Annotated in this window: 18 protein-coding genes and 1 pseudogene; 11 read left to right on the plus strand and 8 right to left on the minus strand. The window is 72.2% G+C overall.

What is annotated here, in order from left to right:
- Positions 1–12: 12 nt before the first annotated feature.
- From AB0435_RS08510 to AB0435_RS08520, 3 genes are all read left to right on the plus strand, one after another.
- Complete coding sequence (locus AB0435_RS08510; RefSeq protein WP_366426504.1) at positions 13–1,299, plus strand: nucleotide sugar dehydrogenase; 1,287 nt, start codon at positions 13–15, stop codon at positions 1,297–1,299.
- Positions 1,296–2,540, plus strand: coding sequence for a benzoate/H(+) symporter BenE family transporter (locus tag AB0435_RS08515; RefSeq protein WP_366004017.1), 1,245 nt, complete (start codon positions 1,296–1,298; stop codon positions 2,538–2,540). The genes AB0435_RS08510 and AB0435_RS08515 overlap by 4 nt, the downstream gene beginning before the upstream one ends.
- Before the next feature lie 232 nt (positions 2,541–2,772).
- A complete protein-coding gene (locus AB0435_RS08520) occupies positions 2,773–5,094 on the plus strand; it encodes a LuxR C-terminal-related transcriptional regulator (protein WP_366004018.1) in 2,322 nt (773 codons plus the stop codon).
- Positions 5,095–5,119: 25 nt separating this feature from the next.
- Here AB0435_RS08520 and AB0435_RS08525 read toward each other — a convergent pair whose 3' ends face one another.
- The 5 genes from AB0435_RS08525 to AB0435_RS08545 all read right to left on the minus strand — a co-directional run bounded on the left by AB0435_RS08525 (position 5,120) and on the right by AB0435_RS08545 (position 11,806).
- Positions 5,120–6,832, minus strand: coding sequence for an AMP-binding protein (locus AB0435_RS08525; RefSeq protein ID WP_366004019.1), 1,713 nt, complete (start codon positions 6,830–6,832; stop codon positions 5,120–5,122).
- 81 nt (positions 6,833–6,913) lie between these two features.
- Positions 6,914–7,801, minus strand: coding sequence for an RNA polymerase sigma factor SigJ (gene sigJ / locus AB0435_RS08530; protein ID WP_366426505.1), 888 nt, complete (start codon positions 7,799–7,801; stop codon positions 6,914–6,916).
- Between the two features lie 108 nt (positions 7,802–7,909).
- Positions 7,910–9,586, minus strand: a complete 1,677-nt coding sequence (locus AB0435_RS08535; protein ID WP_366426506.1) for an AMP-binding protein — start codon at positions 9,584–9,586, stop codon at positions 7,910–7,912.
- 9 nt (positions 9,587–9,595) lie between these two features.
- On the minus strand, positions 9,596–10,069 hold the full coding sequence (locus AB0435_RS08540; RefSeq protein WP_366004022.1) for a nuclear transport factor 2 family protein: 474 nt from the start codon (positions 10,067–10,069) through the stop codon (positions 9,596–9,598).
- An 81-nt stretch (positions 10,070–10,150) separates the two neighbouring features.
- A complete protein-coding gene (locus AB0435_RS08545; RefSeq protein WP_366426507.1) occupies positions 10,151–11,806 on the minus strand; it encodes an MFS transporter in 1,656 nt (551 codons plus the stop codon).
- Positions 11,807–12,020: 214 nt separating this feature from the next.
- On the opposite strand from AB0435_RS08545, the gene AB0435_RS08550 reads away from it, so the two are divergent.
- The 7 genes and pseudogenes from AB0435_RS08550 (at position 12,021) to AB0435_RS08580 (ending at position 18,718) form a co-directional block, all read left to right on the plus strand.
- Positions 12,021–13,178, plus strand: a complete 1,158-nt coding sequence (locus AB0435_RS08550; protein ID WP_366004024.1) for a magnesium and cobalt transport protein CorA — start codon at positions 12,021–12,023, stop codon at positions 13,176–13,178.
- A gap of 210 nt (positions 13,179–13,388) precedes the next feature.
- Positions 13,389–14,272 (plus strand): annotated as a pseudogene (locus AB0435_RS08555) (hypothetical protein).
- A gap of 56 nt (positions 14,273–14,328) precedes the next feature.
- Positions 14,329–14,769, plus strand: coding sequence for a hypothetical protein (locus AB0435_RS08560; protein WP_366004025.1), 441 nt, complete (start codon positions 14,329–14,331; stop codon positions 14,767–14,769).
- A complete protein-coding gene (locus tag AB0435_RS08565; protein ID WP_366004026.1) occupies positions 14,769–14,972 on the plus strand; it encodes a hypothetical protein in 204 nt (67 codons plus the stop codon). Before AB0435_RS08560 ends, AB0435_RS08565 begins: the two co-directional genes overlap by 1 nt.
- A 218-nt stretch (positions 14,973–15,190) precedes the next feature.
- The gene (locus AB0435_RS08570) at positions 15,191–16,222 is read left to right on the plus strand and encodes a hypothetical protein (RefSeq protein ID WP_366426508.1); all 1,032 of its coding nucleotides are present in this window, start codon (positions 15,191–15,193) and stop codon (positions 16,220–16,222) included.
- Between the two features lie 959 nt (positions 16,223–17,181).
- Entirely contained in the window at positions 17,182–17,397 is a 216-nt protein-coding gene (locus AB0435_RS08575; protein ID WP_366004028.1) for a DUF6243 family protein, read from the plus strand.
- A 433-nt stretch (positions 17,398–17,830) separates the two neighbouring features.
- On the plus strand, positions 17,831–18,718 hold the full coding sequence (locus AB0435_RS08580) for a DUF2127 domain-containing protein (RefSeq protein WP_366426509.1): 888 nt from the start codon (positions 17,831–17,833) through the stop codon (positions 18,716–18,718).
- Here AB0435_RS08580 and AB0435_RS08585 read toward each other — a convergent pair.
- Together AB0435_RS08585 and mgtA are read right to left on the minus strand one after the other, a co-directional pair.
- Positions 18,705–19,493, minus strand: a complete 789-nt coding sequence (locus AB0435_RS08585) for an MgtC/SapB family protein (protein WP_366004030.1) — start codon at positions 19,491–19,493, stop codon at positions 18,705–18,707. The two genes, AB0435_RS08580 and AB0435_RS08585, sit on opposite strands and share 14 nt — an antisense overlap.
- A 44-nt stretch (positions 19,494–19,537) precedes the next feature.
- Positions 19,538–22,264 carry a magnesium-translocating P-type ATPase gene (gene mgtA, locus AB0435_RS08590; protein WP_366004031.1) on the minus strand — a complete coding sequence of 909 codons (2,727 nt, stop codon included), beginning with the start codon at positions 22,262–22,264 and terminating at the stop codon, positions 19,538–19,540.
- A gap of 510 nt (positions 22,265–22,774) precedes the next feature.
- Here mgtA and AB0435_RS08595 point away from each other — a divergent pair.
- Positions 22,775–23,761, plus strand: a complete 987-nt coding sequence (locus AB0435_RS08595; RefSeq protein WP_366426510.1) for an endonuclease/exonuclease/phosphatase family protein — start codon at positions 22,775–22,777, stop codon at positions 23,759–23,761.
- Positions 23,762–23,768: 7 nt separating this feature from the next.
- Here the strand turns inward: AB0435_RS08595 and AB0435_RS08600 are convergent, their stop codons facing one another.
- Positions 23,769–25,508 carry an FG-GAP-like repeat-containing protein gene (locus tag AB0435_RS08600; protein WP_366426511.1) on the minus strand — a complete coding sequence of 580 codons (1,740 nt, stop codon included), beginning with the start codon at positions 25,506–25,508 and terminating at the stop codon, positions 23,769–23,771.
- Positions 25,509–25,548: the final 40 nt, after the last annotated feature.

The raw sequence follows: 25,548 nt of genomic DNA on the forward strand, positions 1-25,548 counted from the left end.
AAGGGCACTGCGATGACCCGAACAACGAACGACGGCCCGCCGCGGCTGGCCGTGATCGGCCAGGGATACGTGGGCCTGCCGCTGGCCGTCCGGGCGGCGGAGACCGGGTACGCGGTCGTGGGCTACGACGTGGACGACGGCCGGATCGCGCGGCTCCTCGCGGGCGACTCCTTCGTCGAGGACGTGAGCGGGGACCGGCTGGCCGGGGTGCTGGCGTCCGGCGGCTACCGGCCCACGACCGACGCCGCCGAGCTCGCCGGGTTCGAGGTGGCCGTGGTCACCGTGCCCACCCCGCTCCTGGACGACGTGCCTGACCTCACCTGCATCGAGGAGGCGGCCCGCACCCTCGCCGGCCACCTGACGCCGGGCGCGCTGGTGGTGCTGGAGTCCACCACCTACCCCGGGACCACCGAGGACGTCTTCGGCGCGCTGATCCAGAAGGAGAGCGGGCTGGCGCCGGGCACCGACTTCCACCTCGGCTACAGCCCCGAGCGCATCGACCCCGGCAACACCCGGTGGACCCTGGAGACCACCCCCAAGATCGTCTCCGGGGTCGACACGGCCTCCCTGCGCCGGGTCGAGGAGTTCTACGGCTCCGTCGTCGAGCGCACCGTCCCGGTCCGCGATCCCAAGACCGCCGAACTGGCGAAGCTGTTGGAGAACACCTACCGGCACGTCAACATCGCGCTGGTGAACGAGATGGCGGTGATCGCCCGCGAACTGGGCGTCGACGCCTGGGAGGCCATCGACGCGGCCTCCTCCAAGCCCTTCGGCTTCATGCCGTTCACCCCCGGCCCCGGGGTGGGCGGCCACTGCCTGCCCGTCGACCCCCGCTATCTGTCCTGGCGGGTCGAGCGCCAGCTCGGGCGCCGGTTCCGGTTCGTGGACCTCGCCAACGACGTCAACAGCCACATGCCGCACTACGTGGTGCAGCGGCTCGTGGAGGCGCTCAACCAGCGCCAGCGCTCCGCCAACGGCTCCCGGGTGCTCCTCCTCGGGCTGGCGTACAAACGCAACAGCGGTGACGCGCGCGAGTCGCCGGCGCTGCGGGTCGCGGAACTGCTGCTGCGCACCGGCGCCCAGGTGCGGGCCGTCGACCCGCACGTACGGGAGACCGCCCCGGTGGACCCCCGGGTGACGCGCGTGGAGCTGACCGACGGGGAACTGGCCGCCGCCGACGCCGTGGTCGTCCTCACCGACCACGACGACTTCGACTACGCCGCGGTGGAGCGCCATGCCCGACTCGTCCTGGACTGCCGGCGGCGGCTGCGCCCCGGCGCCGACATAGAGATCCTGTGACGGCACGCGGCCGTGGGCCACGGGCGATCCTGGCCGACACCTCCTTGTCCGCGATCACCGCGGGGGCGATCGCGGTTCTGGTGTCCTTCGCCGGGCCACTGGCCGTCGTGGTACAGGCCGCGCACGCGGCCGGGCTGGACGAAGCCCGGCTGTCCTCGTGGATCTGGGCCATCTCGCTCGGCAGCGGGCTCACCGGGCTGGTGCTGAGCCTGCGGTTCCGGGCGCCGGTGGTGGCCGCCTGGTCCACACCTGGCGCGGCCCTGCTCGTGACCCAACTGGGCCACTACCCCTATCGGGAGGCGATCGGCGCCTATCTCGGGGCCGCGGCGCTCACCGTCGTCGTGGGCCTGACGGGCTGGCTGGAGGCCCTCATGCGGCGGGTGCCCGCCGCGGTCGTCTCCGCCATGCTCGCCGGCGTGCTGCTGCGCTTCGGGCTCGACGCGTTCGGGGCGCTGGGGCACAGCCCGGCGATCGCGGGCGCGGTGCTCGGCGGCTATGTGCTGTGCCGCCGGATCGCGCCACGCTACGCCGTCCTGACGGCGCTGGCCCTGGGCGTCGGCACGGCCGCGGCGACCCACGGGATCTCCCTGGGGCACACCCAGGTCGCGCTCGCCCGGCCGGTGTTCACCGCACCCCACTGGTCGGCCGGGGCCCTGGTGGGCCTGGCCCTGCCGCTGTTCCTGGTGACCATGACCTCGCAGAACGCGCCCGGGGCGGCGGTGCTGCGGGCGGCCGGCTACGAGCACGTGCCGACCGGGCCCCTGATCCGGGGCACGGGGGCCGCCTCGGTGGTCTTCGCCCCTTTCGGCGCGCACGCCCTCAACCTCGCTGCGATCACCGCCGCGATCTGCACGGGCCCGGAGGCGCACGAGGACCGGGACCGGCGCTATGTGGCCGGGCTGAGCTGCGGGGTGCTGTATGTCGCGGTGGGCCTGTTCGGCGCCACGGTCGCCGGGATGTTCGCCGCGCTCCCCCCGGCGCTCGTGGCCGCCACGTCGGGCGTCGCACTGCTCGGCGTGCTCGGCACCAGCCTCGGCAGCGCGTTCACGGGCCCCGCCGACCGGGACTCCGCCCTGGTGGCCTTCCTCGCCACCGCGTCGGGCGTCACTCTGTTCGGGATCGGATCGGCCTTCTGGGGGCTGGTGTTCGGGGTGGTCTGCCGGGTCGCGCTGTCCCCCGCAGCCCGGCCCGGCACAGCACGCACCGACGCCACCGAGGCGGAAGGTCCCGGCCGCGGTTAGGCGGTGTCCGGTGGACCGTGCGGCCGGTTCCGCGGGTGGTGTCGTCTCCGCACACGGCAACGAGCCGTCGGAGAGCCCGGCGGAGACATCGAAGCCGTATCCTGGGATCGAACACGTGAACCTTGCGGCCCGGCGCAGCAGGGCACCGCGGGCTCCACAGTCAACGGGGGACTGAGACGATGACGTACGCTCAACGCACCGTGCCCGCACATGACTTACACGCAGTCAGGCCATGCCGGTGATACCGGACCTGCTCGGTCACAGCGGCCCGCCGGACGACACCTCTGACGCCCCCGCCACCCGTCGGCGCACCTGGCCCTCGGACGACGGCCGCACCACGCTCGTGGGCCGCGACGTGGACCTCCTGACGATCACGACCCAACTCCGCGGCCCCGCCCACCGATTGATCACGCTCACCGGCCCGGGCGGCGTCGGCAAGAGCCGGCTGGCGGCCGCCGCGGTGAGCGGCGCGTCCCTGCCGTACGTCCACTACGCCGACCTGCACGAGGTCGACGACCCGGCGGCGCTGCCCCGCGCACTGGACCTCCCGCTGCCGGACGGGGAGGCGCTGCTGGTGCTCGACGGCTTCGAGCAGGTGGCGGACGCCACCGCGGCCGCGGTGGACACCCTGCTCGACCATTTCCCGCGGTTGCGGATCCTGGCCGCCGGCCACCGCCCGCTGCGGGTGTACGGCGAACAGGTGCGCCCCGTGCAGCCGTTGTCCGCGCCGCCCCCGCCGTACCACCAGGACGTGTCCGAGCTCCAGGACTACGCGGCGGTGGCGCTCTTCCTGGACCGGGCCCGCGCGGTGAATCCCTCCTTCGCCCTCACCGTCCACAACGCCCAGGCCGTGGCGGAGATCTGCGCCCGGACGGACGGACTACCGCTGGCCATCGAGCTCATCGCCGAGCGGATGAGGCTGTTCCGGGTGGACACACTCCTGCGGCGGCTGCGCGAGGGCAAGCCGGTGCTGGGTGCCCACCACGCCGCCCGCTCGCCCCGGCACCGCTCCGTGGCCTCTCTCGCGGAGCGGAGCTTCCGACTGCTGGACGAGGACCAGCAGCGGCTCCTCACCCAGCTGTCCGTCGTCAACGGCAGCATGAGCCTGACCACGATGGAGGAGATCTGGGACCTCCCGGCCCGCCGGACGGAGCACACCGTGGAGGCGCTCGTGGGACACCAGTTGCTGCACGTCGTCCCGGCCGGTGACGAGCCGCGGTGCGCGATGTTCAGAACGGTGCGCGAATTCGGGCTGGAGCGACTGGAGGAGACCGGCGAGCTGGCGGACGCACGGAACCGGCACGCCGGTCACTTCCTGGCGCTGGCACTGCGGGCCGGTCCGCGCCTGTGCGGCCCGGAGCAGCCGCAGTGGCTGTCCCGGCTGGCGCTGGAGCACGACGACCTCCAAGCCGCGCTGACGCATCTCGACGGGTGCGGCAGACGCGCCGACTCCGCTCTGGCGTCGCTCTCGCTGCACCGGTTCTGGCTGGCGCACGGCCATCTCGCGCTGGGCGAAAGGATGCTGGCCGCCGCGTCCGCGGCCTTCCTCGCCGACCCCGCGCAGCGGGAGCTCACCGCGCGGGCCGAGGAGGCACGCGGGGCGCTGGCCGAGGCCGCGGGCAACTCCCGGCTGGCGGTGGACTGCTTCCGGCGGGCCGCCACCGCCCACCGGGAGCGGGGCGAGGAGTCCGCCGAGCGGACGGCCCTGGCCCGGCTGACCGCCGCCCAGCGGGAACCCGCCCGCAACGAGGCCCGCAAGGCCGCGGGCCACGTCCTCAAGGCGGCCCGGCGCTCCGACGCCAAGGAGGAGGTCGCGGCGGCCGCCCTGGCGCTGGCCTGCGTCTGGCAGACCTCCGACGCCAAGCTCGCCTCGGAGCTGCTGGACGCGGCGGGCACGGTCCACGCGCGTGCGCAGGACGTCCGGGGCGAGGGGCTGGTCCTGGCGCAGCGCGCCGAGCTGGTCATGGCGCGCGGGGACCAGCTGCTGGCGGAGACGCTGCTCCAGGAGAGCCTGCACCGGCTGTGGTCCATCGCCGAACACACGGCGCTGCCGTGGGTGCTGGAGATCCGCGCGCTTCTGCTGTGGCAGCGGCTGCCGGGCCAGCGGCAGCGGGTGGCCCGGCTCCTGGCGGCGGCATCCGCCGTCCGGGAGGCGACCGGTGCGGCCCCGCCGGACTGCGGCGGCAGCTCGGCGTCCACCCTGCGCGCGCTGCGCCGGCTGGTGTCCGGTCCGGAGTACGAGGCCGCCCGGCGGGAGGGCAGGGTGCTGTCGCCGCAGGCCGCGGCGCAGGAGGCACTGGCCTCTCCCCCGCCGTCGCCCGAGCCCGCCTCGGCGACGCGACCGGTCCAGTTGACGGTTCGTCAGTACGAGGTGGCACTGCTGGTCAGCCATGGACTGACCAACCGCCAAGTCGCCCATCAGCTCAACCTGTCGGAGTGGACGGTGGTCAATCACGTGCGGCAGATCATGCGACGGCTCGACGTGCCGTCACGGATCCACATCGCCCAGTGGGTGCTCCAGCGGCAGCACGGCACGGGGCCGACGGACGACTGAGGGGCGTCCGCCGGTCCCGGCCCGGTCACCCCGCCTCGACCAGGGCCCGCAGCAGCTCGTACCGGACCGCCCCGTTCCCTTCGCGGGGGAGAGCGGGGCCGAACTCCATCAGCCGTGTCGGCAGGTACCAGTGGGTCATGCCGCGGTCGGTGAGGACGCCGACCAGCTCGGGCAGGGTGGGGCAACGGTCCCCGCTCGGCACCACGACGGCGCAGGCCCGCTGCTGGCCCCGCCCGTCCCGGTAACCGACGACCGCGACCTCGCGGACTCCGGGATGGCGGGCGATCTCGCCCTCCACCTCGGCGGCGGGCACCAGGGCGGCGCCGTCTATCCGGCGGATCGCGCGCCGGACGAGGCGGATACCGCCGCGCCCGTCCTCGCGCACCAGGTCGCCGGTGTCCAGCCAGCCGTCGCCGTGGCGCCAGGTCTCGTGGAACGCGCTGTCCGGTCCGGCGCCCGGCCGCCCGTACCCCAGGCAGAGATGGGCGCCGCGCACCCGGAGCCTGAAGACGCCGTCGCTCCCCGGGACCGGCACCAGGTCGGTCTCCAGGCCGGCCAGGGGCGTACCGTCGCTGCGCGCCGCCCAGCCGCAGCCGTCGTCCTCACGGGTGCGGAAGCCCATCCCGACCTCGGTGATCCCCCAGCAGGAGCGCACCCCGGGAACCAGGTACCGCTTGACCTCCCGGATGAGGCCGTCGAGCCCCGACAGGGAGTCGCCCATGATGAAGCGGAGCATGGGCAGGGAGCGCGGCCTGCGGCGCTGCTCCGCGACGAGCTGCTGGATGAGGTCGGCGGGCAGGAACGCCTGGGTGACCGAGGCCGACGACATCAGCTCCAGGCAGCCCGCGGGCGACCAGGTGTCGCTGTACACGCCCGTGCCGCCGGCGAGGATCGGACCCCAGAGGCAGTACCGCACGCCCGCGGGGCCCGTGATGGAGTAGGAGGTGCAGAACACGTCGCCCGCCGCCCAGCCCCGGTGGAGCGCGCTCGCCGGGCCGCCGCACCCCGCGTACAGGGTGTTCTCCGTGTGCAGCACCATGGTCCGTTCGCCGTCCGGGCCGCAGGAGAACAGCAGCAGGCAGGCCCGGTCGAGGTCCGCGCCGGAGGGCAGCGGCGGGACGGCGGCGGCCCGCTCCTCGTGCGGGGTGCGTATGAAGTAGTCGGCGAAGTCGATGGCCCCGGCGGGTACGTGTCCGCCGAGGACGGCGACGTGCCGCAGCCAGGGGAGGCGGGACGAGACCTCCCCCAGGGCGGCCGCGCAGTCGTAGCCGTTCCAGCTCCCGACCGTCACGCACACCTGTGCCCGCGCGGCCGCGAGCGCGCGCTCCACATCGCGGGCGCGCAGCGTGGGCAGCAACGGGACGGCGACGGCGCCCGCCCAGCAGCAGGCGAGGGTGAGCGCCGTCGCCTCCCACCGGCTCGGCATCTGGAAGGCGACGCGGTCGCCGCAGCGGACCCCGAGGGAGGCCAGTGCCGCACCGAATCGCCGTACATGACAGGCGAGTTCGGCGTAGCGCACGACTGTCGTGCGGCCCTCGTCCGCGCTGAACGCGACGATCGCCGGCGCGTCCGGCCGTTCGGCGGCGGTCCGGAGCAGGTCGTGGAGGACGGAGGTGTCCCGCCACCAGCCCTCGGCGCGGAACCGCTCGGCGACCGCCGCCGGGACCCGGGCCGCGAAGGGGTCCGCCGCCTCCGGCGCACCGGAGGATCCCGGTGCGCTCTCAGTCCGTTCCGGCATCCCGGCTCCTTCCTGGCCACGTCGTCCTGGGCTCCCGTCCGGGGGCGCCGGCGACACGGCCCGCGGGGCCGGGCGCTCCGGTCACCCCTGGACGGGGATCCGCCGAAGTTTCGCCGGGTTGCGCACCGCGCGGACGGCCGTGATCTGCCAGCGGCCCCCGCTCGGTTCCACGTCCACCCCGACCACCGCGAACACCGTGCCGTTCGCCACGACGACGGCGGCGGGTCCGCCGTTGATCTCGGCGACCCTCATCGAGACGTCCGGCGGATAGAGGGCGGCCACGGAGGCGAAGTACTCGGCGACGGTGCGGGCGCCGTGCAGCGGCACCCGCGGCGTCTCCGACTTGCCGTCGCTGTCCGCCCACATGGTCACCTCCGGGGCCAGCACGCGCAGCAGCGCGTCCAGGTCGCCGTCGAGGCAGGCGGAGACGAAGTGCTCCACCGCCTCGCGCCGCTCCCGCCGCCCCAGCCGGTAGCGCTGCTGCCTGCCCTCCACGCGCTGCCGCGAGCGGTGGCCGATCTGCCGTACGGAGGAGTGGGAGCGCCCCACGGTCCCGGCGATCTCCGGGTAGGGGATCGCGAACACCTCGTGCAGGACGAACACCGCGCGCTCCACAGGGGACAGCGCCTCCAGCATCACCAGGAACGCCATGTCCACCGACTCGGCGAGGGCCACGGTATCCGCCACGTCGGGGCTGGTGAGCAGGGGTTCCGGCAGCCACGGCCCGACGTACTCCTCCCGCCGCGTCCGGCTGCGGCGCAGGTGGTCGATGGCCGTACGGGTCACCGCCCTGACCAGATAGCCCCGCGGGTTGGCGACCTCCCCGGGGTCTGCCTGGCGCCAGCGCAGCCAGGTCTCCTGGACCACGTCCTCGGCATCGGCCACCGTGCCGAGCATGCGGTAGGAGATCCCGAACAACAGGTCCCAGTACTCCTCGAACGGATCGGTGACAGGGGCCTCTGCCGCCATGGGTTCCTCCCCGGACTGCACTCGTGATACGGCAACTCCCGTACGCATGAGTGATTTTACCGGTGCGGGAGGGACCCGGGCGCGGCGCGTGGGGCGGAGCTGCTCGGGTCACGACAGCAGGAGGCGCAGCTTGTCCACGAGGATCTTCCCGTTCTCGTTCTTGGGCAGTTCGGGCACCTCCAGCACCCGCTCGGGGAGATACCACTGCGTCATGCCGCGTTCGGTGAGGAAGCCGCGGATCTCGTCCAGGCCCGGTGCGTGGTCGTCGGCGGGGGCGAGCACGGCGCAGGCGTGTTCCTGGCCGTCCTCGTCCGCGTAGCCGATGAGGACGGCCTCGGCGACGCCGGGATGGTGCAGGATCTCGTTCTCCACGTCCGCGACGGGGATCATGTACGGGCCGCCGACCCGGCGGTCGGCCCGGCCCGCGAAGCGGATCCCGCCCGCGCCGTCGTCGCGCACGAGGTCGCCGGTGTCCATCCACCCGTCGTCGCGGTCCCAGGTCGGGGCGGCGGCCCCGCCGTCGACGCCGGGCGCCCAGACGGCCACGCAGACCGAGGGCCCGCGGACCCACAGCCTGCGGAGGCCGTCGGCACCGGGAACCTCGCGCAGGGAGGTCTCCAGGCCGGGCAGCGGGCGGCCGTCGCTGTGCGCCGCCCAGTCCTCGGGGTCGTCCTCGCGGGTGCGGATGCCCATGCCCAGCTCGGTCATGCCCCAGCAGGTGCGGACGGGCGCGGCGAACGCGGCGGTGACGTCGGAGACGAGTTTCGGCAGGACGGGCCCACCGCCGCACATGAGGAAGCGCAGGGCGGGCAGGGAGCGCGGCGTCTTCCGCTGCGCCTCGGCGAGCTGCGCGGCGAACGGCGGCGCGGCGAAGATCTGTGTGGTCCCGGAGGCCGCCATGACATCGAGCTGCCGGCCGGGGTCCCAGCTGTCGGTGCAGACACCGGTGCCCCGCGCCAGGATCGGCCCCCACAGGCAGTAGAGGAGACCGGCGAGGCCCGAGATGGGATGGGGCGAGCAGAACACCTCGCCGTCGTCCCAGCCGCGTTCGAGGACTCCGGCGGCGGCGGCCGTTCCGGCGTAGAGGGTGTTCTCGGTGTGCAGGACGGCTTTCCGCTCCCCGGTGGTGCCGGAGGTGAACATCACCAGAGTGACGGCGTCGAGGTCGCGGCCGGAGGGGATGTCCGGCAGCGGCTTCCGGTAGGTGGTCCGGAGGAAGTAGGTGGCGAAGTCCAGGGCGCCGTCGGGGATCTTGTCGCCGTACACGACCCGGTGCCGGAGGGCGGGGAGCCGGCCGGCCACCCGCTCCAGCGCGGCGGCGTAGTCGTGGCCGCCCCAGGTGTCCGGCACCACGCAGACGGCCGCCCCGGTCATCTGGAGCATGCGCTCCAGCTCCCGGCTGCGGAGGGTGGGCAGGAGCGGGACGGCCACGGCTCCGGTCCAGGCGCAGGCGAGCGTGAGCGCCGCGGCTTCCCACCAGGCGGGCAGCTGGAAGGCCACGCGGTCGCCGCGGCGGACCCCGAGGGTGGCGAGGGCCTGGGTGAACCGCTCGGTGTGCCGGGCGAGTTCGGAGTAGGTCAGGGTGTCCGTACGGTTCTCCTCGGCCCGGTGGGCGACGAACGCCGGGGCGTCGGGGCGGTCCACCGCCGCGTTCAGCAGGTCGTGGACGATCGACCGGTCGCGCCACCAGCCACGGTCGCGCAGTCGCGCCGCGACGGTCTCGGGCGGCCTGACGGCGAAGGGGATCTCGGTGGCGCGCGGCTCGCGGAAGGCGCTGTCAGCCATCTGTCGGTTTCACTTCCCGGTGGGTGCGGACAGGATCTCGGAGGACGGGTCGACCGTGTCGCGGGGGAAATCCATCGCCCAGCGGACCAGTTCGATGTGCGGCAGGTGCAACGAGCCGACGGCCACCACCTGTTCGGTGATCCGGCCGTCCCGGATCCGCACGGTGTGCGCCTCGACGCTCGTGCCGCGCTCACCGGTGGGCTCGTGTCCCAGGAACGGGCCGGTGTTGTGCCAGTGCATGACGAACCGGAAGGCCGCTCGGGTGCCGTCGGCGTCGTAGAACTCGTCGTGCAGCGCCACGCGTACGCCGGGAAAGCCCAGGTGCACCGCCTTGCAGAACTGCACGATGAAGGGGACGCCCTTGATGCCCCACTTGAGGGGGGTGTAGAAGACGACGTCGTCGTCGTAGAGCTCGGTGAGGGTGTCCCAGTCCTGCTCCCCGAGTGCCCTGATGTAGCGCTGGACGAGTGTCGTGTCGCTCACGGTCCTGCCTCTCTGTGACGTCATGGGTGATCGTCGCCCGGCGGTCGCCGGGTGATGTGGTCCTGGGTCCTGCGAGCCGCGTCAGCCCTCGACGGGCTGCTCCAGCGAGGCCGTCTCCGGTGCGGCGGTGCCCCCGCCTCCGGCGGCGAGGTCACGGCCGGGCAGCAGCAGGGCGAGCAGGGCCGCCGCCGCGAGGACCCCGGCCGCGAGCAGCAGGCCCGCCTGGACGGCGCTGGTCAGGCTGTGGCCGAAGACCTCGCCGGCGAGGCCGCCCACCTGGCCGCGCAGCCGTTCCGGTACGTCGGTGAGCAGCCCCTGCATCGAGTCGGTGCCGCGCGTCCCGACCTCGATGCCCTTGTCGGCGGCCTGGTGGAAGCCCTCCTCGAACCCCGGCCGGAGCTGCGCCGGGAGTTCGGCCGCCCTGCGGGCCGACTCGCTGACCAGCTCGTGGGCCAGCCGCGCCTGGAGCATCGCGCCGATCACCGCCGCGCCGAGTACCGTGCCGACCTGACGGAGCGTCGTGAACACGCCGGAGGCGGCGCCGAGCAGCGCGGGCGGCACGTTCCGTACGGCCAGGGTGCTCACCGGGCCGAACGCCAGGCCCATGCCCACGCCGAAGACCAGCAGCCCCGGCAGCAGCACCCAGCGGCTGGAGTCCGGTCCGGCGAGCGCCGCCATCAAGGCGATGCCCGCGGCGAAGGCCAGGAAGCCGAGGCAGACGAGGACCCGGCCGCCGAACCTCGCCAGCAGCTTCCCGGTCAGCGGGGCCACGAACAGGGTCACCAGCGGGGCCGGGGCGATGGCGAGGCCGGCCTGGACGGCCGACAGCCCGAGCGCGGACTGCACATAGATGGTCAGCGGGAGCAGCACGCCCACGGAACCGAACATGAGGGCCGCCCCCAGCACTCCGGAGACGGCGGACGTCCGGATCCGGAAGAGCGCGAAGGGCAGCAGCGGCTGCCTCGCCTGGCCGCTCCGCTGGAGCAGGACGAAGAGCACCAGCAGCAGCACCCCGACGGCGCCCAGCAGGGGGATACCGATGAAGGAGGTGATCGTCCCCCAGTCGTAGCGCTGGCCCTCGATGAGGGCGAACGAGATCAGGAACAGACCCGCTGTCGAGAGCAGCACCCCGGGCACGTCCAGCCGCGCCTTCCGGCCCAGGCGGATATCGGGTACGAACACAAAGGTGGCGAGCACCGCCAGCACGCCGAGCGGGACGTTGATGTAGAAGATCCAGCGCCAGCCCAGCCCGTCCACCAGGACCCCGCCGAGCGTGGGACCCGCGACCGCCGCCAGGCCCGCGACGGCCGACCAGATGCCGAAGGCCGCGCCGCGCCGCTCCGCCGGGAACACCGCCGTGAGCAGGGTCAGGGTCTGGGGCATCATGACGGCCGCGCCGATGCCCTGGATCACCCGCGTGACGATCATCTGGGTGGGCGACTGCGCCATGCCGCAGGCGGCGGAGGCGGCGGTGAAGACCACCAGTCCGGCGGCGAACATCCGCTGGGGGCCGTAGCGGTCGCCGAGCCGGCCGGCCAGCATCTGGAGCGCCGCGAAGACGATCATGTAGGCGTTGACGAACCACAGGACCTGGTCCAGGGAGGCACGCAGGCCGTCGACCATGTCCGGGATCGCGATATTGACGATCGTGGTGTCGAGCAGCGTCATGAACTGACCCACGCAGAGGACCGTCAGCATCAGCCAGGGGCTGCGCCGCGCTTCTCGCTGTTCCGTCATCCGAATCCGTTCCCCTCAGCTGCCGCCGTCTCTCGCTCACCGAGACCGACGCAGCGGGGCGGGCAACTGTGACAGCCCGGCCCGGATTCCTCGGGGCACCGCCCGGAATCAGCCTCCGCGCCCCGGCGACAAGCCGCCGCAAAGCGCGGCGAACCGGCCCGTATATTCTGATGCGCGGTTCAAAGACGAGGACGAGCGAGAGGGAGCGCGCCCCATGCCCGAGAACCCTCCGCGCCGCGAGCGGCCCGTGCCGAGGAAGCACTCCTGGCTGCGGCCCACGGGGTCCCGTACGCACGGGCCGGGGCGCCCGGCGGCGGAGACTCCCGCCGACCCACCCGCCTACGAGGGTGACTCGAGCGTGGTCCACGCCGCCGTCTACCGCGACGGCCACCGCGTCGCCACGCCCGCCTCGCTGGCCGACACCTACCGGCAGCTGCGCGAGCAGCCGCAGGGGATGGCCTGGATCGGGCTGCACCGGCCTTCGGAGGACGAACTCCTCTCACTGGCCGAGGAGTTCGACCTCCACCAGCTGGCCGTCGAAGACGCGCTGGAGGCCCACCAACGCCCCAAGCTGGAGCGCTACGGCGACACCCTCTTCGTGGTACTGCGGGCCGCCCGCTATCTGGACGCCCCCGAGGAGGTCGACTTCGGCGAGCTCCACCTCTTCGTCGGCCCCGACTTCGTGATCACCGTCCGGCACGGCGCGGCCCCCGACCTCTCCGCGGTGCGCCGCCGCATGGAGGCCACCCCGGAACTGCTGGCCCTGGGCCCCGAGGCCGTCCTCTACGCGATCCTCGACGCGGTCGTCGACGGCTACGCCCCCGTGGTGTCCGGCGTGCAGAACGACATCGACGAGATCGAGACCGAGGTCTTCAGCGGCGACCCCGAGGTCTCCCGGCGCATCTACGAACTCGCCCGCGAAATGGTGGAGTTCCAGCGCGCGACCCGCCCCCTGGTGGGCATGCTGCACAACCTCATGGCGGGCTTCGCGAAATACGGCACCGACGACGAACTCCAGCGCTACCTCCGCGACGTCGCCGACCACGTCACCCACACCAGCGAGCGCGTGGACGGCTTCCGCTCCGCCCTCGCCGACATCCTCGCCGTCAACGCCACCCTCGTCACCCAGCAACAGAACGCGGAAATGCGGGCCTTGGCGGAGGCGGGGTTCGAGCAGAACGAGGAGATCAAGAAGATCTCGTCGTGGGCGGCCATCTTGTTCGCCCCCACGCTGGTGGGAACGATCTACGGCATGAACTTCGACAACATGCCGGAGCTGCACTGGGCGGGCGGGTATCCATTCGCGATCCTGCTGATGGCCGTGGTCTGCGTGAGCTTGTACGTCATCTTCAAGCGGCGGGACTGGTTGTAGCGACGAGGGCTGGCCCCGGTTCACGAGGACGGCACCGCGAGGCACGGGAACGGCCGAGCCCCCGGCGACCGAGCACGAGTCATCCAAGCCTGCACGACCGCGACACCGGCATAGGTACCGTTCTGATGGAGACACCTGAACGGACGGAGGCACCATGCCCTGCCGAACGACTGAGCCAAGCCGGCCCATCAGCGGGTCGGGGGTGCGCTGATGCTGGAGGAAGCCGAGGAGATCGGCCGCCGAGCCCGTCGTGCCCGTCTCCGCCTGGGCATGCCGCAGGCCGACCTTGCCGCCGCTCTGGGCAAGTCGCAGGCCACGAGCGGGAAGAGGCTTACGCGATCTACGCGGTGTGCTGCAAGTTCGCGCACACGGCCGCCCACGCTCTGGGCCACCCCGAGCTGGTCGCCATGGCCTGCGAGCGAACCGCCTGGTCCGCACGGCTGTCCGGCGACCCTGTACTGCCCGCGGTCGCCGACTGGATGCGGGTCTGGGACATGTGGGCAGGCGCGGACTGGGAAGACGCCATCGCCCTGTCCGACAAGGCCATCAGCACTCTTCAGCAGGACTACGAACGTGGCGAGCCGTTGGCCCTGCGGGCATGGGGCACGCTCCAGCTCCGTGCTGCGGTCTCCGCAGCACGAGGCGGCCGGGCAGCGGAGACGGAAGACCGCATCAATCTCGCCAGGGCGGCGGCCGACCGCATGGGCGAGTACGCCGGGCCCCCGGTGTACGACAGGCACTCGCTGACGTTCTCGCCCGGCAACGTCCAGATCCACGCCATCAGCGTGGCTCTGGAGATGGGACAACAGCGGAAGGCCCTGACGATAGACCACCGCACCAGCCCGGAGCTGGTCGCTTCCATGCCCAATTCACGTCAGGGACACCACCACATGGACCTCGCGCGAGCCTGGCTATGGGACGGGAACCGCGACAAGGCACTGGGCGAACTGGAAAGGGCGGAGCGAATCGCACCCCAGCTCATCCGTAACCACCCCATCGCCCGCTCCACCCTTCGCAGCATCGTCTACGCCGAACGAGCAGTCACACGCGAGAAGTTGCGGCACATGTCCGACCGCTTCCACCTGGGCGGATGAAGGTCGTATTCCTCGGGCTCATATTCGGCCCCTGACCCGTTCCTAGCGTCAGGGGCATGAGCGGACGACCAACTCCCCATCTGCCTTCACAGGGAGCCGAGTTAGGAACAACGGCCCCGTTTCTTCCGCAGCTCGGCGACCTCGCCGCCGACACCGCCAAGGACGGTCGCGTCGGCATCGTCGTCGCCCTTCCCGGCGAAAGTGCCGCGACGTACCACCTTCGCCCGCCGGGCGGCGGCCCGGAATGGTCCGCGCCGGCCGACGCCGGCACGTTGGAGCCGGTGCCCTCCAGGCCGACACACGCGACCCTGCTCGTCACAGACGCGGTCTACGACCCGCGTGCCGAGCAGGGGTCGGTGGCCATCGTCGTGCACCACGAGGATGGCGGCAGCAGCGAGGCAGCGTTGATCCTCACGCTGGCCGAACTGCAGCGCCTGCACGCCCAGACCGGACGCGTACTCGCCGGCCACGAGCGCTCCCACGGCGGGGCGCCGTGATGCCCCAGGGACGGCGCCACGCGCCAGACCACGGACGGAACAACCCGGTCCACCGCGACTCCGGCGGCATCGCCCTGACCGTCCTGTCCCTGCTCGGCCTCACCGGGCCCGCGTGGATCCTGCGCGGCCAGACTGCCGATCTCCTCTCCGCCGAGCGGCCCGCGGCCATCTCCGTGCCGGACACCGCCGAGCCGGACCCATAGAGGCCCCGGCCCCGCGGCCTGGGGCCTGCCCCCGAGAGCCGGAGCACCGGACACCGCCCTGGACGAGGTGCGGTGAGGGACCGCCCGAGCTACGGCGGGCCTGCTCCGCAGCACAATCCGTTCCGCCGGGCGGAACGGCGCTCGACCTGGCACATGTCGTACGGCATCCGATCAGCCGCCCACCGCTGTGGGCGGATCATCACCAGGGAAGGGACCCCATGGAGATCCCGTACATCGTCATCGACCAGCTCACCCCGTCGCAACAGCAGGTGTGGAACACCTACTTCGGCGACGCCGACCGTCCCCGCTACATCGAGGAGGGCATCTGGCGCCGCACCCAGGAGGAGGCCACCGCCGGCCAGTCGGGCTGGAGCGGGGGCGACGACGCCCGCCGCCGCCTCATCCACTACCACTACCGCTACGGCCTGGTACCGACCACGGCCGCCCCGGCGATCGGCCTGACCGACCTGTACCTGTACCACTCCGTGACCGCGCCCGCCGGCGAGATCACCACCCACGAGGACGCAGTGAGGGCCGCGCTCGCGGTCGGGGGATGGAAGCACACCCCCGGCGGAGCCTTGTGGATGCGCCGTGACCTCAAGTGCAAGGTCACGGCGTACGCACTGCACCCCCAGGACTCCGTGGCCCGCCGCAAGCTCCCGCACAACTACCGCAGCCTCGACGTCCAGATCACTTCCGCCCAATACGCCCCGCCACCGGCCGTTCGGCAACGGCCCTGGGACGTACTGGCCTCCGGCATCCGGGTCAAGGGCCAGCGCGGCACGCCCACCCTCGTCCCGGACCTGTCCGTCCTCGCCGATCATCTGCCCTTCCAGGTCGAGATCGGCTGCGGCACCTCCGTGGAGGCCGGTATCCCGCCCCTGCACCGTCTCCACGAGATCTACCGGGTCACCGACCGCCAGGGTGACGACCCGCGGGAACACCGCTTCACCCTCTCCCCCACCTCCGACCCGCTTCTGCACGAAGTGCTCACCGAGCCGGAGGAGAAGACGGCCGAGTTCACCGAGATGTTCAAGGCGTGCTTCCTGGCCGAGCCGACACCCGCCATGTGCGCGCTGAAAGAACTCCACGACGCCGGGAACTTGGTCGGCCCCGTGATCACCAACAACTTCGACGTGCTGGCGGCCCGCACCAGCCTGGAGGAGTGCTTCGAGCGACCACGCAGCCCATGCACAGCGAGGTGGGTGGCGACGGCGCATCGGAACACGCTGCCGACCTCACCAGCTTGACCTGCACGGCTCATCACAGCCTCCCCGAAGCCACATAGCTCGCCTGCTGCGGCAGCCGCCAAGAGGACGTCGGGTGTGGCTGCCTCAATGGCAGATTGCATCACGTCAGCGACCCTCCGTTGTGCCCCGCTCCGCAAATGAAGCAGCCTGGGGTGGGACGCTCCTTCGCAGCCGAGATGCCCGCCCCCGAATGACGGCGCACGCATAGGGGGCACTGACGTCCGCTGGAGTGGACGGTGGGTCGAGAAGCTGCCGGGGAGCCATCGCGACAGTACGAGCTGAGGAGGAGAATCCAATTCGTCCATGCGGCCTCAGTCTACGAAGCCGAGCACCATTCCTGCCCAGACTGCAACACTTTGCACGGTTTGCACCGACGCCAGGATCGAGCTTCTGACCAGCGGCGACCACCCCTCCGCCCCAAGTGGGGAGAATCTGGGAAGAACGCGCAGCCCGCCCCCGCACGGCACTCCCCCGCGCCTTGAGGGTGACGCTCCCGCGCCGCCGACCACCTTCAGCAGCACGCGTCTGCGGAGAGTAACGAAAACGGGTGGCACCAGGCCCTTGCTGTCCCGCTGGACGGCTACAAGTCGGCAGTTGTCCAATGGCCGTGGATCTTGAGCGTAGACGACCGATGTCCGACCCCATGGCTAAAAAGGTTGTCCCGGGCAGCTGGGCGCAAGAGCCCAGCGCCGATCACGCCGGCCAGATCATCCACCGCGCAGGCCCCAGTCGTAGCCGAGCCGGCCCCGGGCGCTCGCCGGAAGCCCGGCCGACGCCGGGGCGGCGAAAACCTTGGCGCGCGGGGCCGACGGAACCGGGTAACGTCTTTGTCATGTTCTTCCAGACGCCGATTTACGAGTGAGAGCGTGACGGGCCCCTGCTGACGTCCTTCGACGTCGCCGCGCCCGTCCCCCACCGATGAATCCGTAGACCACTGCACATCATCACCGGGAGAACCCGTGACCGACAGCAAGAACATCAACAACCCCGTGGGCCAGGGCGGCGGCCACCGCAAGAAGCTGTCCCGCGCCGAACGGCAGAACAACGGTCCGCACCGCAACCTCGACCGCCAGGGTGCCGCCGCCCAGAAGGCCGAGCTGGTACGCAAGATGCGCGAGAAGGCACGCGCAGCTGAGGCCGCCGCGCAGGCGAACAACGACACCGCACAGAGCTGACACACCGCCGCCGCGCAGGGCAGCACCGCACGGGGCAGGGGCTCGGACCGCGACGCGCGGTCCGAGCCCCTGCCGCCGTATCGGGGGCTCTGCTGCCGTACCGGGCGCAGCCGGTCCCGTTCGGCTCTCGGCCGACCACCCACGTCTCAGCCGACCACCCGGGGCAGCTTGCTGGCCCCGTGCTCACCGGTCGCCCCCGTGCCCGACCCCGGCGGAGAGAATCCGGGAGGATCGACCGCACAAACGGGTAGTGCGACGAGCGAGCCGACAAGGCAGATCACGCAGACCGGAGCAACTCTCCAAGTACCTGATTTACGCAGGTCAGCCATGCGAAAGCGGCGGCTCCGAAAAGATTTCCTCCTGGGCCGCGCCCCCTTCCCCCCTACCCTGGTCCGCATCACCTACGGCATGAGCGCTGTACCGAGGAGGAGCAGTGGCAGAGAAGCCCGAGACGGTGCATGCCCCCGGGGTGCGGAAGCGGAAGCGGAAGTTGTGGTACGAGCTCATCGAGTGCGGGCTGCACGGGCACCGGCTGGAAGGGGTCGACGCCGCGCGGGTGCGGGCCGAGGACGGGCTGTTCGTGCGGGAGGGGGTGGACGGGGTGCGGTGGCATCGTTGTCTGCGGTGCGATGCCTGGCTGCCGCACCCGCCGCCCGAGCGTCCCGGCAGTCGGACGCCCCCGGACCGGGGTGCGATCGAACTGCCTTTGCGGGGGCGGCCGTTGCGTGACCGGTACGTCCTCCGGCTGATCGCCGTCGACCGGATGGTGCACTTCGTGGTGCTCGCCGTGCTGGCGGTCGCCGTGTTCCTCTTCGCCGGGGAGCGCGCCCGGCTCAAGGACCCGTTCTACCGCGTCGTGGACGCCCTGCAGAACGGCGTGGGCGGGCCCAGCGGCCGGTCCGGACACGGTCTGCTCGGCGAGCTCGACAAGGCGTTCCGCGCGCACACCTCCACGCTGCGGATCATCGGCCTGGTGATCGCGGCGTACGCCGTCCTCGAAGGCGTCGAGGCGATCGGCCTGTGGCGGGCCCGGCGCTGGGCGGAGTACCTCACGTTCGTGGCGACCACGGTGCTGCTCGTGCCCGAGGTCTACGAACTCACCGGGCGCATCAGCGCGACCAAGGTCCTCACCCTGGTCATCAACCTCGCGGTCGTGATCTACCTCCTCTTCGCCAAGCGGCTGTTCGGCCTGCGCGGCGGCGGGCGCGCCGAGGAGGCCGTGCGCGCCCACGACACGGGCTGGCACGCCCTCGAACGCGTCTACCCCGGCCCCGCGGCCTCCCCTCCCCCGCCGCAGCACCCGCCGCTCACCGCCCCGTGAAGAAGTCCCGCACCCGGCGCCGCCCCCGGGTCTCCGTCGGGTAGTCGTCGTCCGTGTCGTCCGGCCCGTGCAGGACCGTCCAGCGCACGGCCGAGACCGCGGGTTCCAACGAGAGCCTGCTGACGGCCTCTTCGAGCAGGCTGTCGTCGCGGCGCTCGGTGGTGAGGTCGGCCGCGACCATGACCTTGCCGCCCGTCTCGGCGTCACTGCTGTAGACCGAACGCAGCTGGAAGCCGGGACGGGTGACGGCCTGCACGACGAGGGTGCGGATGTGGGCCTCCTCGGGTTCGGTGCAGACGACCTCGAAGTGGTAGTCGGTGGCCACCTCGGCGCCGTGCGAGCCCCGGTCGAGGCCGCGGGCCAGCGGCCGCAGCAGGGTGTTCGCACCGACCACGCCGACGGTGCCGAGCGCGGCGACCACGTAGAGACCGGTCCCGGCGAGGGCGCCGACCGCGGCCGAACACCACAGTGTGGCCGCCGTGTTGAGGCCGCGGACGCTCAGCCCGTCGCGCATGATGACGCCGGCGCCCAGGAAGCCGATGCCGGAGACGATCTGGGCGGCGACCCGTGAGCCGTCGTAACCGGTGGTACTCGTCGCCGCCGAGAATCCGTACTGCGACAGCAGGACGAAGAGGGCGGAGCCCGCCGCGACGAGCGCGTTCGTCCGCAGTCCGGCCATGCGCGCCCGCCACTGGCGCTCCAGCCCGATGATCGCACCGAAGCCCAGACCGGCCGCGATGTTGCCCGCCATGTGCCACTCATTGACGATGACCATGCCCCACGTTCCTCCTCGTCCTTGTCCGTATCCCTATCGGCCGGTCACAGCCAGGTGCTGAACCGCCGGATGTACCAGGTCTTCACCACCTGGGTGAGCGCGCAGTAGGTGAGCAGGATCCCGATCAGCCACGGGAAGTAGGCCATCGGCAGCGGCTCCATCGACAGCGCCGACGCCAGCGGCGAGAAGGGCAGGAAGATGCCGAACGCCATCACCAGCCCGGTCATGACCAGCACCGGCACGGAGGCCCGGGACTGGATGAACGGGATCCTGCGGGTGCGGATCATGTGGACGACGAGGGTCTGGGAGAGCAGCCCCTCGATGAACCAGCCGGACTGGAAGAGCGTCTGGTGCGCCTCGCTGTCCGCCCCGAAGACGTTCCACATCACCAGGAAGGTGGTGATGTCGAAGACGGAGCTGATCGGACCGATGCAGAGCATGAACCGGGCGATGCCCTTGGCGTCCCAGGTGCGCGGCTCGCGCAGGTACTCCGGGTCCATCCGGTCCCACGGGGTGGCCAGCTGGGAGATGTCGTACGCGAGGTTCTGCACCAGCAGGTGGATCGCGAGCATCGGCTGGAAGGGGATGAACGCGCTGGCCACCAGCACCGAGAAGACGTTGCCGAAGTTCGAGCTGGCCGTCATCTTGATGTACTTGATGGTGTTGCCGAACGTCGTCCGGCCCTGCTCCACGCCCTGCTCCAGGACCATCAGGTCCTTCTCCAGCAGGATGATGTCCGCGGACTCCTTGGCGATGTCGACCGCCGTGTCCACGGAGATCCCGACGTCGGCGTCCCGCAGCGCGGCGGCGTCGTTGATGCCGTCGCCGAGGAAGCCCACCGTGTGCCCCTCGGCCTGGAGCGCCCGGACGATGCGGGCCTTCTGGACCGGGTTGGTCTTCGCGAAGAGGGTGGTCGAGCGCACCAGGGCGCGCAGCTCGCCCTCGTCGAGGCCGTCGATCTCCGTGCCGGTGACGGCCCGGCCCACGTGGATGCCGACGTCGGCGCAGACGCGGGCCGCGACCAGCTCGTTGTCGCCGGTGACGACCTTGACCGTGACGCCCTTGTCGGCGAGCGCCTGGAGCGCGGCCGCGGCGTCGGCCTTCGGCGGGTCGAGGAAGGCGAGGAAGCCGATGAGGGTCAGGCCCTCCTCGTCCGCGACCGTGTAGGCGTCCTTGTCGGCGGGGCGGGTGCGGGTCGCGACGGCCAGGACGCGCAGGCCCTGCCGGTTGTGGTCCTCGGCGGTGCGGGTCACCCGGCGGCGCAGCTCTTCGGTGAGCTCCACGCGGCGCCCGCGGTCGGTCATGTGGGTGCACAGCGCGAGGACTTCCTCGACCGCGCCCTTGGTGACGATGACGTGCGCGCCGGGTCCGTCCAGGTCGTTGCGGCGCAGGACCACCGACATCCGGCGGCGGGCGAAGTCGAAGGGGATCTCGTCGACCTTGGTGAAGCGCGCGTCGACGACAACCTCCTCGGCCTCGAGCACCCGGTCGATGACGGCCTGGTCCATGAGGTTGCGCAGCCCGGTCTGGAAGTGGCTGTTGAGGTAGGCGTACTCCAGGACCTCGGTGTCCTCCTGGCCGTGCACGTCGAGGTAGCGGTCGAGGACGATGCGGTCCTCGGTGAGCGTGCCGGTCTTGTCCGTGCAGAGCACGTCCATGGCGCCGAGGTTCTGGATGGCGTTGAGGCGCTTGACGACGACCTTGCGCCGGGACATGGCGACGGCGCCGCGCGCGAGGTTGGTGGTGACGACCATCGGCAGCATCTCGGGGGTCAGCCCGACCGCGACCGCGAGGGCGAACATGAACGCCTCGTCCCAGCCCTTGGTGAAGCCGTTGATCGCGAAGACGACGGGGACCATGACCAGCATGAAGCGGATCAGCAGGAAGCTGACCTTGCGGACGCCGGTGTCGAAGCTGGTCTGCGGGCGCTCGCCGACCAGGGAGCCGGCCATCGAGCCGAAGTACGTGTCGGAGCCGGTGGCGACGACCACGCCGGTGGCCGTGCCGGAGGTGACGGTGGTGCCCATGAGGCAGAGGTTGTCGGCCTCGACGGGGTCGGTGGTGGTGCTCTGCCCGTAGTCGTGGGTGCGGGTGTCGGCCTTGGCGACCGGCAGGGACTCGCCGGACAGCGCGGCCTGGCCGACATTAAGGTCCTTGGCGGTGAGCAGCCGCAGGTCGGCGGGTACGAGGTCACCGGCGGCCAGGCGCACGATGTCGCCGGGGACGACCTGCTCCATGGGGATCTCGGTGGTCGCGGGCCGCTCGTTGCGGCCCGCCCGGCGCTGCACGGCCGTGGTCGTGGTGACCAAGGCCCGCAGGGCCGCGGCCGAACGTCCCGAGCGGTACTCCTGCCAGAACCGCAGGGCGCCGCTGACCAGCACCATCGTGGCGAGGATGGCGATGCCCGGGTCGAAGGGCTCGTCGTCGGCCGCCTGGAGCCACTGCCAGAGCATGACGAGGTCCAGCGCGACGAGCACGGCGATGAAGGGGTTGACGAACGCCTTGGCGAGCTGGGTGAACCAGCGGGGCGCGCGCTCGTGGGCGACGACGTTGGCGCCGTGCTGCTCCAGGCGGTGGGCGGCCTCGTCGTGCCGCAGCCCCTGCGCGGTGGCGCGTACGTCCTGGAGGACCTGGCCGCCGGGCAGCGAGCTGTAGCGGGCGAGCCGGTCGCCGGCCGCGCGGGTACGGGCCTCCAGCTCCGCGGCCTTGCGGTCGCGGCGGCCGCGGCCCGGCGGTGCGAGCTTCTGGGGGGTGAGCGTGGTGTTGGTCATGGCGGAACCTCTCTCCGGGCACGACGGCGCGACGGCATCGCGGCATGGCCGCACAGCGGCATGGCGCGGCCGCGCCGGGGCACGGAAAAGTGAAGGGTGACCGCGCGGCGGGGCGGCGAAAAGCGTCCCGGGGCACGGAAAAGGGGAATTCGACGGCCGGGAAGGCCGGAAACACCGAAAAGGGAAAGGGCTCGCGACAGCGGCGCGGCAATGAACGCCGGAAAAGGCGGCGCCGCAGGTCAGCTCAGTGGAGAATCAACGGAACGCGTGCGCCCGGAAAGAAAGATACGGAGCGCTTACGCTCGGCGAAGAGTGGCCGACCGACTGTAGCGGGGACTTCCCTCGGGACTCCGACTGGTCATCCCGATCACCTCCTCGCTCGTCACGGACAGCACAGGCGCCGCGCCGTAAAAATTCGCGTCAATGCGGCCGGAGCGGCACCTTCAGCGTCTAGCTTGCCATAGGAAGTCAAGCGGGTCCGCCCCGGGCGGTTAATGCGAAGGTCAAACGATGCGGAAAGACCTCGGGAAGGGAATGCGGCTGCCGGGCGGGCGGCGGCGCTGGGCGCGCTGGTGCGCGGGGGTCCTGCTGGTTCCCGTGAGCGTGGTGCCGCTGTGCCGGGCACTGGGGACCGACGCCGTCACCCCGGTGCCCCAACTCCTGGCGTTCCTGCCGTGGTTGCTGCTCCCGGCCGCCGCCGCACTGCTGCTGGCGGCGGGCGCGCGGTGGCTCGTCGGCTGCGCCTGGGGGCTGCTCGCCGTCGCGGCCGTCGCCCTCTTCCTCCGCCCGTACGACGCGACACCCCCGCCCACGCCGGGTCCGGTGCGGGCCCAACTGCGCATCCTCACCGCGAACTTGGAGTTCGGCGGCGCGACCCCGGGACTGCTGGAGGCACTGCGCCGGGAGAAGCCGGACCTGGTGTCGGTGCAGGAGTGCGCGCCGGAGAACTGCGCGGTCGCTCTCGACGGCCCGGAAGTGCGCGCGGCCTACCCCTACCGCCGGATCGTCGGAGACGGCCGGGCGGAGGGCTCGGCGATCCTGAGCAGGTTCCCGCTGGATGCGGACGGCGAGGTGCGCGGCACGCTGGCGATGCCGCGGGCGGTGGTGCGCGTGGCGGGGACTGCGCTGCGCTTCCAGGTGGCGCATCCGATGCCGCCGGAGCCCGGCCAGGTGGCGCTGTGGCAGCGGGAGCTGGGGCGGCTGCGGGCCGTGGCCGCCGGGCGGGGTGCGGTGCCGACCGTCATCGCGGGCGACTTCAACGCCACCCAGGACCACGCGGCGTTCCGCTCCGTCCTGGACACCGGGGTGCGGGACAGCGCGGCCCTGGTGGGCCGGGCGCGGACGCCGACGTGGCCCGCGCTCACCGCGCCGCCGCTGGGCGCGCAGATCGACCATGTGCTGGTCAGCGCCGCGGTCGAGCCGCGCGCGGCGAGATTCCTCGACCTGGCGGGCACCGACCACCGGGCGCTGGTGGTCGATGCCGCCCTGCATGGCTGACGGTTCGTCAGCCGGTGTTGACCAGAGGGTTCCAGGTGCCGAGGGCGTCCGCGGCGGTGCCGTCGTAGAGCGCGGTCTCGCCGTCGTTCCAGCGGACGATCAGGCCGTCGGCCCGGCCCGTTCCGCTGAAGTCGCCGGCGGTCATCGCGGGTGCCGCCCAGGAGGGGTTGGACGCCTGGAGCCGGGTGCCGGAGAGGCCGCCGGCGGAGAGGGCGAAGCTGCCGAGCGAGCCGTCGGCCCAGCGCACGACGACCTGCGAGCGGTCCCGGCCCGCGGGGAGGGTGGCGGTGAGGGCCGTGGAGTTGCGCCAGAAGGAGCCGGGGTCCGCGAGGCGGCGCCCGGTGCCGGTGCCGGACGGGTTCACGCCGCTGTGCAGGGTGACCTTGCCGTCGGCCCAGCGGACGATCAAGTCGGCTGCCTTGCCGGTGGAGTTGAAGCGGCCCGCCGTGATCTGTGCGGCGTCCTTCCAGACGGAGCCGGCGGCCGCGAGGGTGAACTCCTTCTTGGCGCCGAAGCCCGCCGCATCCACGTCCTCGTAGTAACTGACCTTGCCGGTGTCCCAGCGGACCAGGACTTCGGGCCGGCCGGTGCCGCTGAAGTCGCCGGCGGTCACGGCCTGGGCGCGCTGCCAGTAGCTCTTCGGCTTCGCGAGCTGCTGTTCCGCGCCGAAGCCGCCCTTGCCGTCGCCGGGGTGGAGGGTGACCTCGCCGTCGCTCCAGACCGTCATCAGGTCGTCGCGGCCGTCGCCGGTGAAGTCGCCGGAGGTGAGGAACTTCGCGTGGCTCCAGGTCGACGCGGCGCCGGGCAGCCGGGCGCTGTCGGAGGGCGGCTGGTAGGGAGCGCGGACGGGCGTGCGGCCGGCGACCGCGTCCTGGTAGAGGTCCTGGATCTCGTGGTCGTGGACCGGGGAGTAGCTGATCCAGTCGTCGCCGGTGGCGTTGCCGCCGCCGTTCCAGCCGCCGAGGTTGCCGATGACGTCGCCGGTGCGGTTCCTGGCGTCGTAGTTGGTGATCCAGGGGCTGCCGGAGGTGCCGCCGTAGAAGCCGCCGCACTTCATCTGGAGCTGGTGGAAGCCGGCGAGCCGCGAGGTCGGCACCGTGCAGCTGACGGCCTTCTGGTCGGGGTTGCGCGAGCCGGGGTAACCGACGACCGTGACGGTGCTGCTCCAGCGCGGGGTCGGGGTCAGCCGGAGGGCGCCGGTGCGGTCCTCCGCCTGGGCGCCCTGGGCGTTCGGGGAGAGGCGGGCGAAGCCGAAGTCCAGGTTGGAGTCGGGGCCCTTGCTGTTCTTCGCGTAGCGCGGGTCGGTGAAGACCCGGTCGACGGGGAAGACGCCGTACGGCTGGTGGGCCGCGTCCAGGCCCTTGCGGTACTGCGGCACGAAGACGCGCTGGCCCCCGCCCGCGAGGGACTTGGCGCAGTGCCCGGCGGTGAGCACGAGGTTGCGGCCCGCGCTGTGCACCACGCTGGCGGTGCAGTAGGTGGGCCCGTCGGGCCCGGTGCTGCTGAAGAACGTGCCGACCATGGGTATGCCGTCGCCGTACGCGCCCTGCGGCGTGCCGGTCGGGGCCGCGCCGACGAGCGCGCGGCTCCGACCGGCGCCCGGGGCGGGGGCGGCGGCGCGGCCCGTGTCGGCCGGCTTGGCGGCGGCCATGCGCTCGGCCGTCCAGAACTTCTCCGCGGTGCGGCCGTCGGCCGTGCCCGGGGTGGCCGCGACGGCGGCGGTGGCGGTCGTGCCGCACGCGGCCATGCAAAGGACGACGGCTGCGCTGCGGGACCATCTAAAAGGT

The organism is Streptomyces sp. NPDC051173 (assembly GCF_040689515.1).
Taxonomy (GTDB): Bacteria; Actinomycetota; Actinomycetes; order Streptomycetales; family Streptomycetaceae; genus Streptomyces.

What these genes read in the sequence shown, in the direction of transcription:
- sigJ (WP_366426505.1), bottom strand. Translation starts at nt 7,801, where the DNA reads ATGGCGGCAGAGGCCCCTGTCACCGATCCGTTCGAGGAGTACTGGGAC.
- AB0435_RS08520 (WP_366004018.1), top strand. Translation starts at nt 2,773, where the DNA reads ATGCCGGTGATACCGGACCTGCTCGGTCACAGCGGCCCGCCGGACGAC.
- AB0435_RS08535 (WP_366426506.1), bottom strand. Translation starts at nt 9,586, where the DNA reads ATGGCTGACAGCGCCTTCCGCGAGCCGCGCGCCACCGAGATCCCCTTC.
- AB0435_RS08595 (WP_366426510.1), top strand. Translation starts at nt 22,775, where the DNA reads ATGCGGAAAGACCTCGGGAAGGGAATGCGGCTGCCGGGCGGGCGGCGG.
- AB0435_RS08565 (WP_366004026.1), top strand. Translation starts at nt 14,769, where the DNA reads ATGCCCCAGGGACGGCGCCACGCGCCAGACCACGGACGGAACAACCCG.
- AB0435_RS08525 (WP_366004019.1), bottom strand. Translation starts at nt 6,832, where the DNA reads ATGCCGGAACGGACTGAGAGCGCACCGGGATCCTCCGGTGCGCCGGAG.
- AB0435_RS08510 (WP_366426504.1), top strand. Translation starts at nt 13, where the DNA reads ATGACCCGAACAACGAACGACGGCCCGCCGCGGCTGGCCGTGATCGGC.
- AB0435_RS08560 (WP_366004025.1), top strand. Translation starts at nt 14,329, where the DNA reads ATGAGCGGACGACCAACTCCCCATCTGCCTTCACAGGGAGCCGAGTTA.
- AB0435_RS08585 (WP_366004030.1), bottom strand. Translation starts at nt 19,493, where the DNA reads ATGGTCATCGTCAATGAGTGGCACATGGCGGGCAACATCGCGGCCGGT.
- AB0435_RS08545 (WP_366426507.1), bottom strand. Translation starts at nt 11,806, where the DNA reads ATGACGGAACAGCGAGAAGCGCGGCGCAGCCCCTGGCTGATGCTGACG.
- AB0435_RS08600 (WP_366426511.1), bottom strand. Translation starts at nt 25,508, where the DNA reads ATGGCCGCGTGCGGCACGACCGCCACCGCCGCCGTCGCGGCCACCCCG.
- mgtA (WP_366004031.1), bottom strand. Translation starts at nt 22,264, where the DNA reads ATGACCAACACCACGCTCACCCCCCAGAAGCTCGCACCGCCGGGCCGC.
- AB0435_RS08570 (WP_366426508.1), top strand. Translation starts at nt 15,191, where the DNA reads ATGGAGATCCCGTACATCGTCATCGACCAGCTCACCCCGTCGCAACAG.
- AB0435_RS08550 (WP_366004024.1), top strand. Translation starts at nt 12,021, where the DNA reads ATGCCCGAGAACCCTCCGCGCCGCGAGCGGCCCGTGCCGAGGAAGCAC.